We start from the raw sequence: 10,884 nt of genomic DNA on the forward strand, positions 1-10,884 counted from the left end.
AACCCGTCACGCGGGACCAGGCACCCGAAATACAGACGACATGATAACAACGGCATGGCATGACATGGTGATTTAAACCGGTCAATCTGCACTCAGCCATTCAGCTCAGCGCTGGAATAGCCCTTGTTCGCCACCGGCATGCTGTGTATCTGCAAGCTATCCAGCTGCAACAGGCTCAGGCTGCAGCCATACACACCACCGGTGTCCAGATAGCGCACATTGTCGATGCTGCGTACTTCCCGCTGTGGAGTATGTCCGACGCACAGCATGCAGACCCCCTTCACCGGCTGCCGTGGCGTGCCGCGGGCGCGCAGCCGGCACCACATGATCTGTCGCAATAGCCGGCCGCCCTCCTCTCCCCAGGGCTGGGGCAGGGACAGCTGCTTGCGCAGCGCATTCCAGTCGTCCTGCGGACAATCAGCATGCAGCAAGCCGATCAGCCCATGCGGGCTGGGCAGCTCCATGGCCAGTGGCAATTTGCCGAAGGCGGCGCGGTAAGCCTGCTTGTCGGCCTCGTCCAGGCAGATAAACCAGCCGCCGCCGTTGTGCAGATAGCGTTCGCAGGCATCGGTATCGGCCAGATCAAAATCCAGCGCCATCTGCTCGTGATTGCCACGCACGGCGTGAAACCACGGTCTGGCCAGCCATTCCAGCACCTGGGGCGACTCCGGGCCGCGATCCACCAGATCGCCCACCGACAACAGGCGGTCACGGCTGCCGTCAAACACCACCTGCTCCAGCAAGGCGCGCAATTCGCTAAAGCAACCGTGGACATCGCCCACGACAAAATCCCTGCCCTGCTGATTGGCCGGCAGGCTGACAAACAACTCACTCATGCGAAATCACACCGATCGGATGGCTATACGGCATCCATTATGCCCGGCTCGCCGGCTGTTGCGGGAAGGAGTCTGGCGTTAGCGGCAATAAAAAACGGCGCCGAGTCGGCGCCGTTGCGATTGCGATATACCGCGAATTACTGGGCTGCGGAAGCGGCCGCCGGTGCAGCTGCGCCGCCACCGATGGTTTGCATGACCTTCCACTGACCGCCTTCCACCTTGTACACGGTGATGCCGCCGTCTTTCAGGTCGCCCTTGTCGTCGTAAGTCCAGTTGGAGGAAGTCACACCGGAGTACTTGATCTTGGCCAGTACCGGCAGGTAAGCCTTGGGATCGGTGGAGTTGGCATCCTTCATGGCCTGGATCAGGGCGCGGGTGGCGTCATAGCCGTACGGCGAGTAGGTGGCTACGTCGGTCTTGAAGCGTGCCTTGTACTTGTCGGCGTATTCCTTGCCCTTGGGCATTTGTTCCAGCGGCAGGCCGGCCAGCGAAGCGATGGAGCCTTCGGCGTCCTTGCCAGCCAGTTGCAGGAAGTTCGGGGTCTTGGTCATTTCGCCGGAAATCAGCGGAGCCTTCAGGCCCAGACGCTTCATCTGCTTGGCCATCGGGGCGGACTGGGCATCAGCACCACCGTAGAACACCACATCCGGGTTCACGCCCTTGATGGAGGTCAGGATGGCCGCAAAGTCGGTTGCCTTGTCATTGGTGAATTCGCGCTTGGCTACATCGCCACCGGAAGCTTTGACGGCTTTTTCGAATTCGTCGGCCAGGCCCTGGCCGTAAGCGGTACGGTCGTCAACGATGACGATTTTCTTGGCCTTCAGGGTATCCACCACGAATTTGCCCATCACGCTACCCTGCTGGGTGTCGGAGGTCATGGAGCGGAAGGTGTTCTTGAAGCCTTGTGCGGTGAACACCGGCGAGGTCGCCATGGCGATCATCGGGATGCCGGCATCGGAGTAGATCTTGGAGGCCGGGATGGCGCAACCGGAGTTGAAGTGACCGATGATGCCGGAAACTTTGTCGTCCACCAGCTTCTGGGCCAGTTGGGTAGCGGTTTTCGGATCGGCCTGGTCATCCTGGGCGCTCAGTTCGAAGGTCACCGGCTTGCCACCGATGGTCGGCTTCTCGGCGTTGGCATCTTCGATGGCCAGGGTCACGCCGTTCTTGTATTCCTCACCGTAGTGAGCTTGCGGGCCGGTCAGCGGCGCGGCAAAGCCGATTTTCACAGTGTCGCCACCAGCAGCGGCAGCAGCCGGAGCGGATGCGCCAGCCGGAGCGGCGGCATCATCTTTTTTGCCACATGCAGACAGTGCCAGAGCAGCTGCGACAGCGATGGTAACGGTAGTCAGCTTGGTGAATTGCATCTTGAATCCTCTATCTTTCGGTCTCTCCTGTCCGCTTGTGGCGGACAGATCTCATGCAGCGAGCTTGTTGTAAGTTGAAACGCTGGCGGCATTATTCCAATGCCGACAGCACATGACAAGTGGCGTTTGACAGATTGTCATCATCCCTCCCGCTTTGTGACCAATCTCGCCAAACCACGGCGCGGTCGCGGGAGGGTGAATCATCAGTCACCGATACTCATCAGGCTGGCATTACCCCCTGCCGCCGTGGTGTTGACGCTGACCGCGCGTTCCACCACCAGACGATGCAGGTTGTAGCCTTCTTCACCGGCCAGCAGCAGGGGAATCAGCGCGCCATCGCGTTGCGCCAGTTGCTGGCGCGCCTTGGCGGCGGCATCCCCCTCGTACAGCACGGCGTCCAGCTCGGCGGCCAGCACGTCTTGCACCAGCTCGACGTGGCCGGCCAGCGCGCTGGCCAGTTGGCGATTGGCCGGCGAATCCGCCAGCACTGCCAGATTACCGGTGGCCATGACGGCCACCAGTTGCTCGGCCAGCGTCGCACTGCTGCTGGCCACGCACCCTACCTTGCCGCGGGCGGCAAAACAGAGCGTGTTCTTTTCCCCGGTCGGGCCGGGCAGGCTGACCTGATGGTTCAGCGGCGAGGCACGGCGAGCGGCCGCGATACGCGCATCCAGGCCATTCACGCCCAGGCTGGTGGCCAGGCCGGCCAGCTTGTCCAGGCCGGCCAGATCGGCGCTCGCCGGCTGCAAGGCCAGCTTGGGCTGCCAGCGGGCACGGGTCAGGCGATACAGGTAGAACGGGCCGCCAGCCTTGGGACCGGTGCCGGACTTGCCTTCGCCACCAAAGGGCTGCACGCCCACCACGGCACCCACGATATTGCGGTTGACGTAGACATTGCCCACCTTGATCTTGCGGACGATGTCGTTGATGGTTTCGTCGATGCGGCTGTGAATGCCGTGGGTCAGGCCGTAACCGGTGCTGTTGATTTCGGCCACGACCTTGTCCAGCTCATTGGCTTCAAAGCGCAGCACATGCAGTACCGGGCCGAACACTTCACGGGTGAGATCAGACAGGTTGTCGATTTCAAACAGCGTCGGCGGCACAAACGTCCCTTGCTGGCATTGCTCGGTCAGCGGGGTCTGGTAGTACCAGCGCGCACGCTGCTTCATCTTGTCGATATGTGCCAGCAGGCCGGCCTGGGCTTCGGCATCGATTACCGGGCCGACATCGGTACTGAGCTTGGCCGGGTTGCCCACGGTGAGTTCGGCCATGGCGCCCTTGATCATGGCGATCACCTTGTCGGCGATATCGCTTTGCAGATACAGCACGCGCAAGGCGGAGCAACGCTGACCGGCAGAATCGAAGGCCGAGCTCAGTACATCGGTCACCACCTGCTCCGGCAGTGCCGAGCTGTCGACGATCATGGCGTTCTGGCCGCCGGTTTCGGCTACCAGTACCACGTCCTCGCCACGCTTGGCCAGGGTACGGTTGATGATTTGCGCCACTTCGGTGGAGCCGGTAAAGATCACGCCCTGGATGCGCGGATCGCTGGTCAGCGCAGCACCGACAATCTCGCCACGGCCCGGCAGCAGTTGCAGCACATCGCGCGGCACGCCGGCTTCGTGCAGCAGACGCACGGCATAGGCGGCAATCAGGTTGGTCTGCTCGGCCGGCTTGGCCAGCACCGGGTTACCGGCGGCCAGCGAGGCGGTCACTTCGCCAATAAAGATGGCCAGCGGGAAGTTCCACGGGCTGATGCACACCACCGGACCCAGTGGCTGGTGGGTGGCATTGTCGAAATTGGCAACGATCTGCGCGGCATAGTAGCGGCAGAAGTCCACCGCTTCGCGCACTTCGGCAATGGCATTGCTCAGGGTCTTGCCGGCTTCACGCACCGCCAGGCCCATCAGTGCCGGCATGTGGTCTTCCATCAGGTCGGCCATGCGGTTCAAGCAGGCCGCACGGTCGGCAACCGGGGTATTAGCCCAGCGGGCGGCGGCGGCTTCAGCCAGTTGCAAGGCGCGTTCCACATGTTCCGGCGTGGCTTCGATCACCTGGCCGACGATGTCGGCATGATCGGCCGGATTACGTACCGGCTGGCTGTCGCCTGCGCTGACATCGGCATCACCCAGCAGCGGGAAGGCTGTCCATTGCTGTTGCTCGGAGCCTTGCAGGCCCATTTGCAGCGCGGCCAATACGTGTTCGCTGGACAGATCCAGACCCTTGGAATTCTGGCGTTCACTGCCATACAGGGAAACCGGCAGGGCAATCTTGTGATGCGGCTGACCGGCATGGCTGGCGGCTTCCGCTACCTGGTCGGTCACCAGTTCGTCGATGGAGACATTCTCGTCGACGATGCGGTTGACGAAGGAGCTGTTGGCACCGTTTTCCAGCAGGCGGCGCACCAGATAAGCCAGCAGGGTTTCGTGCGAACCCACCGGCGCGTAAATACGGCAGGCCTTGCCCAGATTGTCCTTGCCCACCACCTGGTCGTACAGGGTTTCACCCATACCGTGCAGGCACTGGAATTCGTAATCCAGGCCCTGACCCAGCTGATAAATGGCCGACAGGCTGTAGGCGTTGTGGGTGGCAAACTGCGGGTAGATGGCATCCTGCGCCGCCAGCAAACGCTTGGCACAGGCCAGATAGGAAATGTCGGTATACACCTTGCGGGTATACACCGGGTAGCCCGGCAGGCCATCCACCTGGGCGCGCTTGATTTCGGCATCCCAATAGGCACCCTTCACCAGGCGCACCATGAAGCGGTGACCGGAACGGCGTGCCAGATCCACCAGATAATCAATAATGAAGGGACAGCGCTTCTGGTAAGCCTGCACCACCAGACCAATACCGTTCCAGCCAGCCAGGTCCGGGTCGAAGGCCAGCTGTTCCAGCAGGTCCAGCGACAGCTCCATGCGGTCGGCTTCTTCGGCATCGATATTCAGGCCGATATTGTATTGCTTGGCCAGAACCAGCAGTTCCTTCAGGCGGGCATACAGCTCGGTCATCACCCGTTCACGCTTGGCGCGGCTGTAACGCGGGTGAATGGCCGACAGCTTCACCGAAATACCAGGGCCATCGTAAATGCCACGGCCGGCAGACTCCTTGCCGATGGCGTGAATCGCCATCACGTAGTCCTTCATGTAACGCTGGGCATCGTCCTCGGTCATGGCGGCTTCACCCAGCATGTCGTAGGAGAAGCGATAACCGCGTGCTTCGCGCTCACGGCCGTTTTCCAGTGCCTGTTCGATGGTTTCGCCAGTGACAAACTGCTTGCCCAGCATGCGCATGGACATGTCCACACCCTTGCGGATCAAGGGCTCGCCACCCTTGGCGATCAGCCGGGTCATGGCGGCAGACAGGCCTTGCTCGCTGTGCGAGGAAACCAGCTTGCCAGTCACCACCAGCCCCCAGGCGGCAGCATTGACGAACAGCGAAGAGCTGTTGCCCAGGTGGGCTTTCCAGTCGCCGCGGGAGATCTTGTCGCGGATCAGCTTGTCGGCGGTTTCCTTGTCCGGAATACGCAGCAGTGCTTCGGCCAGACACATCAGGGCAATGCCTTCGGCACTGTCCAGCGAGAATTCATGCATCAGGGCATCCACCCCGCTGGAGCGGGTACGCTCATGCCGCACCTGGCTGACCAGACGACGCGCCAGCGCCTGGGTGGCAGTGACCTGGGCCGGCTGCAAGGCAGCTTGCGGCAACAAGGCTTGCACACATTCCTGTTCGTCACGGCGGTATGCGGATGTAATGGCATCGCGCAAAGCGCTCTGGTTTAGGGCAAACACCTCGAATTGCATGGAAAACTCCCGATTTTGTTCGCAGCCCGGTTTGTACCGGTTAAGATTTGCCTATTGTATACAATTGCATTTTTCTTTGTTCGACAATATAAAATATTCTTGTAGCGACATCGCCAGTGACTGGCCGCAGATCAAGGAAAATCAAGCTGCTTGTCCTATTATCGACAGCAGACCGCGCATGCCGCTTTGTTGCATGACCACAACGTCAGCTCCCCATGCCGGTCAGAAAACGGCCCAGCACCACAGCCACCCGCCCCTGCAAGTGTTTTAGTCGATTACAGGAAGCCCCATGCAAACCATTTTATTGACCGTCAATGCCAGCCCCTACGGCAGCGAGCGCCTGCTCAGCGCCTTGCGGCTGACCCTTGCCCTGCTAAGCCAGCCCGGGGCAGCCCAAGTCCGGCTGTTTTTGCTGTCCGATGCCGTCAGCACTGCCATCAACCAGCAGACAGTGGCCACACCACCCAATCTGGGAGAAATGTTGAGCGAGGCCATGGCGCTGGGTGCCACGGTACACGTTTGCCGCAGCTGCGCCGATGCGCGCGGCCTGAAGGCAGAACGCTTGTTGCCCGGCGTGCAGATTGGCAGCATGCCCGAACTGGCTGAGTGGACGCTGGCCGCCGACAAGGTGCTCAGCTTCTGATAAAAAAAGGCCTGCCTCTCGGGGGGAAGGCAGGCCAAAGGGCAGTTCACTTCAAGCAACAAGGATTCAGATCGGACGTATCAGCATTTCGGAGCGGACTTCGCGCACGCCCGGCACATTGGCGGCCACTTCCAGCAGATGACGCACGGTATCGCGGCTGGGGCTGGAGCCTAGCAATTTCACCATCCCCGCCTTGACCTGCGGTCGGACCACCGAGCCCGAGCCATCGGCCAGCGGTTTCAGCACTTCATTCAATTCCCAGGCAATTTTTTCATCCGCTGAAATATTCGACACCGCCACATGCTCGGCCACCGGATCAATGGACAACATGTCCATGGCCCGAACCGGATTGATCGGCAACAGCGCCAACAGCATTAATCCAAGATGATTTACTTTCATTGCCATGACTCCCGACAGGTCTGTTCGCCAGTATGTATTGCAAGCATCATGCCAGCGCAATAAAACCATTAATAATCAATCAGTTGAAACAAACTTGCAGAACAACAGGCCAGCCAGATCCGCCAATCTGTCGCCAACTGGCGACAACAAGTGACCCATTGCGCGCCAAGTGGCTGATTTGTATGAAAAAACCCCTGTCGCTGATTGGCGACAGGGGTTGGATGAGACTCTGCCGGTTCAGAAGTCCTTGAAGGCGGCAGCGACCAGATCATGCTTTTGCAGCAGGCGATAAAACTCGGTGCGATTACGATCGGCAATGCGGGCCGCCACACTGACATTACCGGCGCTGACCCGTAGCAGTTTTTCCAGATAATCCCGCTCAAACTGCCGTCTCGCCTCGGCCAGCGTGGCAATGCTGGCCATGCCGTCGGAAACCGCCTTCTGCACGGCAGTCAGCGGAATCAGCCCTGAAGTGTTCAACACACAGCATTGTTCAACCGCATTGGCCAACTGCCGCACATTGCCAGACCAGCGCAGGCTGCACAGATACTCCATGGCATCCGGGGCAAAACCGGCCACCTCCTTGCCATAGCGCTCTGCCAGTTGCGTCAGGAAATGCTGTGCCAGCAGGGGGATATCCTCCCGTCGCTCGCTCAGCGGCGGCAGATGCAGGGCCACCACATTCAGCCGGTAAAACAGATCCTCGCGGAACAGGCCGTCGCTGATCAGCGCCTCGAGATCGCGATGGGTGGCTGAAATCACCCGCACATCCACCGCACGCGACTTGCTGGCGCCCACAGGCCGCAGCTCACGCTCCTGCAACACGCGCAATAGTTTGACCTGCAAAGCCAGTGGCATGTCGCCAATTTCATCCAGAAACAGCGTGCCACCCTCGGCCTGGGCAATCAGGCCATCATGTCGTGTCGCCGCACCGGTAAACGCCCCCTTTTCGTGGCCGAACAATTCGCTTTCCAGCAAGTTGTCCGGAATCGCCCCGCAATTGACCGCCACGAAGGGTCCGGCCGCACGCGGGCTCGCCCGATGCAGGGCTCGTGCCAGAATCTCCTTGCCACTGCCGCTCTCACCACGGATCAGCACGCTGGCATCGGTCGCAGCGATCAGCCGCGCTTCCGCCAGCAACTCTTCCATCAGTGGACTGCAGCTCACCACTTCGGCACGCCAGTATTCCTGTCCGGCCTGGGATACCGCCGGTGAGGACAGCGACAAGGCCTGCTCCACCTTGCTCAGCAAGGCAGTGCTGTCGAAGGGTTTGACCAGATAGCCAAAGACACCGCGACTCACCGCCTCCACCGCATCGGGAATCGTGCCATGCGCGGTCAGCATGATCACCGGCAGCGCCGGATAACTCTTCTTCACCAGTTCGAACAAGGCCATGCCATCCATACCCGGCAAGCGCCAGTCTGTCAGCAACACATCAGCCCGCCGCACGGCCAGCGCACTCAAGGCGGCCTCGGCCGATGTCGCCTTGTCCACCAGATAGCCAGCCGCCTCCAGCCGCAAACTCAGCAGCCGCAGCAAGTCGGCATCATCATCAACCAGCAATACCCGTCCTGTTCGCATCATGGTTGTATCTTCTTTTTCTGGGCCTTGTCGGCCATGGACTGTTCGATCAAACGCAAGGCATCCAGCTTGGCAGCCAGTTCATCGGCACGGCGCTGTTGCTCCAGCCATTGCGCATTGGCGCGTGCAACAGCCTCCTCATGCCGCCGCCGTTCGCTCAACTGGGCTGACAGCAAGGTCGCCAGCCCGACCAGGCCATCAGACTGCTCCTGACGCAATTGCACAGCCACCAGATCAAGTTGCTGCTGCAGTCGCGCCAGATCCGGCCGGCCATCGGCATTCAGCAGCTGTAGCGCCACATAGCGCAGGCGCTCGCCGGCGCAGCCATCCTTGCCGGGCAAGGCCGACTCCCGTCCCCGCCGGACACCGGCCAGAACGGCCTCGGCATCATGACAGATCCTGCCAGATGCGCGCCCCACCGGCGCACTGGCTGCATCCCTGGGAGGTCGGCCCAGAGTGCTGCAGCCGGCCAGCGCAGACAGCAGCAGTATGCCACTCATCCATCTTTTCATCATTGCGCTTTCCTGCCCTGCAATCGTTATTTAACAGCGGCCAACACTGCAGCGCTGCCCTGTGACAGGCGGCAGCAGGGCTTAGTCACGAAGGCCACCAGACACGCAGCCTCGCACCCTGCGCGGCAGGCAGGCTTTCCACATCGCCGCCCATCAATTGGGCAAAGGTTTTCACCATGGTCAGCCCGATACCACTTCCGGGCAATTCGCCGGCAGGAACTTGCCCGGTATAGAAAGGCTGGAATATCAGGCTACGCTCCTGTTCAGCAATGCCGCAGCCCTGATCGGCAACAACCAGCCATGAGTGATCAGCACTTCTCCCTGCCTCAACAGAAATAAGGCCATTTTCAGGAGAAAATCGTATGGCGTTAGAAAGCAGATTATCAATAATGGTTCGGAATTTTTCCTGATCCACCATCAGTACCACTGCTTGCTCGGGCAGCTGCAGCTGCAATTTTTTTTGACGCAACAAGGGCTGCATGGCGGCTGCCGCCTGCTGCAGCAGCGCACGCACATCATGCGCCGCCATGCTCAGCGGCCGCTCCAGCCAATTGGCCGCATCATGCTGTAGCAAGGCATCCACCCGTTGCCGCAACAAACGGGTATTTGACAGCGTTATGCCCACGATCTCCTGCTGCGAGGGCAATAAGGGGCCGGGTATCTGATCATGCAACAGGGAAGAAGCCTCCTGAATCGCCGCCAGCGGTGTCTTCAGTTCATGTGAAACATGTCGGAAAAAGTTGGCCTTGTCCTGTTCCAGCCGTGCCAGCCGCCCATCCAGCTCGCGCAAGGCGGCCGCCAGTTGCAAGATATCCGCCGGCGCCGACATATCCCAGTGCTGACCACGCTGCCCCTGCGCCAGCCGGCCAATCTTGTCGCGCAGCTGCTGCAAAGGCCGGACCAGCAGCCATGCCAGCAATAGTCCCAGCACGACTGCCAGACACAAGGACAATATCGCCACCCGGTCGGCTTGCTGCCGTTTTTCACGCAAACTGCCGTCCCACTGCAGGCGACGTGCCGCACTCACCCGCTTAACCTGGCTATCCAGTTCATTGCCAAGCCGGGACAGCTCCTCGTATTGACGCGACCATGCTTCGGCAGCACCGGCAGCCCCTTGCAACAGGCTACGCGATTTCACACACCATTCAGCCAGACGGCCACCCAGCTGCTGCAAGCGGACTTCATTCAGCTGCTGTAAATGCCCGGCCAGCTGCTGCAAACTCTGCAGCGCCTGCTTCCCTGTTCGAGCAAATGCCTCCTCGCGGAGGACATTCCACTGACGGGTAGAACGCTCAAACAGATCACTCTGCTCGGCATAGCTGCGTTGCAGCTCTGCCAATCCCTCTGCCTGTTTCTGGCTTTGCTCAACCAGCTCGGCAAGTTGCTGCAAATGCCACCAGGTTTGCACCAGCGCCAGGGATGGAATCAGGGTCACCACAAACAGGCTGGCAACCAGCAAGGTCTTAAAGGACAAATGGCGCAATAGCATCTTGTCTCTCATGCATACAACAGGATGGGCTATTGTCCGCCAGAGTTGGCAGCACAACAAATCGGCAGGGGGATGGCTGGCGGAAGGGCATCAACCCCGAAGCCAGCCCCAATACAAAAAGCCCAGCTCTGTTGAGCTGGGCTTTCAAAGGGGAGTCTGGCGGTGTCCTACTTTCACATGGCGAATGCCACACTATCATCGGCGCTAAGGCGTTTCACGGTCCTGTTCGGGATGGGAAGGCGTGGGACCACCTCGCT

The 10,884-nt window shown here is 60.4% G+C and carries 8 protein-coding genes and 1 rRNA gene; 1 reads left to right on the forward strand and 8 read right to left on the reverse strand.

The genetic code is table 11. From position 1 onward, the window contains the following. Positions 1–92 precede the first annotated feature (92 nt). The 3 genes from JHD64_RS12920 to putA all read right to left on the reverse strand — a co-directional run bounded on the left by JHD64_RS12920 (position 93) and on the right by putA (position 6,003). Positions 93–836, reverse strand: coding sequence for a metallophosphoesterase (locus JHD64_RS12920; RefSeq protein WP_199053483.1), 744 nt, complete (start codon positions 834–836; stop codon positions 93–95). Positions 837–973: 137 nt separating this feature from the next. Then, positions 974–2,203 carry a branched-chain amino acid ABC transporter substrate-binding protein gene (locus tag JHD64_RS12925; protein ID WP_199053484.1) on the reverse strand — a complete coding sequence of 410 codons (1,230 nt, stop codon included), beginning with the start codon at positions 2,201–2,203 and terminating at the stop codon, positions 974–976. Positions 2,204–2,406: 203 nt separating this feature from the next. Beyond that, a complete protein-coding gene (gene putA, locus JHD64_RS12930) occupies positions 2,407–6,003 on the reverse strand; it encodes a trifunctional transcriptional regulator/proline dehydrogenase/L-glutamate gamma-semialdehyde dehydrogenase (RefSeq protein WP_199053485.1) in 3,597 nt (1,198 codons plus the stop codon). Positions 6,004–6,292: 289 nt separating this feature from the next. Here putA and JHD64_RS12935 point away from each other — a divergent pair, with 289 nt between their 5' ends. Further along, positions 6,293–6,646, forward strand: a complete 354-nt coding sequence (locus JHD64_RS12935) for a DsrE/DsrF/TusD sulfur relay family protein (RefSeq protein ID WP_059287150.1) — start codon at positions 6,293–6,295, stop codon at positions 6,644–6,646. Between the two features lie 66 nt (positions 6,647–6,712). On the opposite strand, the gene JHD64_RS12940 is transcribed toward JHD64_RS12935, so the two are convergent. From JHD64_RS12940 to rrf, 5 genes are all read right to left on the reverse strand, one after another. After that, entirely contained in the window at positions 6,713–7,114 is a 402-nt protein-coding gene (locus JHD64_RS12940) for a BON domain-containing protein (protein ID WP_199053486.1), read from the reverse strand. Between the two features lie 168 nt (positions 7,115–7,282). Continuing rightward, positions 7,283–8,629 (reverse strand): sigma 54-interacting transcriptional regulator, encoded by a 1,347-nt coding sequence (locus JHD64_RS12945; RefSeq protein ID WP_199053487.1) that lies wholly within the window; start codon positions 8,627–8,629, stop codon positions 7,283–7,285. Continuing rightward, positions 8,626–9,141 carry a hypothetical protein gene (locus JHD64_RS12950; protein WP_199053488.1) on the reverse strand — a complete coding sequence of 172 codons (516 nt, stop codon included), beginning with the start codon at positions 9,139–9,141 and terminating at the stop codon, positions 8,626–8,628. The genes JHD64_RS12945 and JHD64_RS12950 overlap by 4 nt, the downstream gene beginning before the upstream one ends. A gap of 82 nt (positions 9,142–9,223) precedes the next feature. Beyond that, entirely contained in the window at positions 9,224–10,627 is a 1,404-nt protein-coding gene (locus tag JHD64_RS12955) for a sensor histidine kinase KdpD (protein WP_059287154.1), read from the reverse strand. A 154-nt stretch (positions 10,628–10,781) separates the two neighbouring features. After that, positions 10,782–10,884: ribosomal RNA gene (gene rrf / locus JHD64_RS12960) — 5S ribosomal RNA — on the reverse strand; the annotation flags it as partial.

Source organism: Aquitalea sp. ASV15 (assembly GCF_016429115.1).
Taxonomy (GTDB): domain Bacteria; phylum Pseudomonadota; class Gammaproteobacteria; order Burkholderiales; family Chromobacteriaceae; genus Aquitalea; species Aquitalea magnusonii.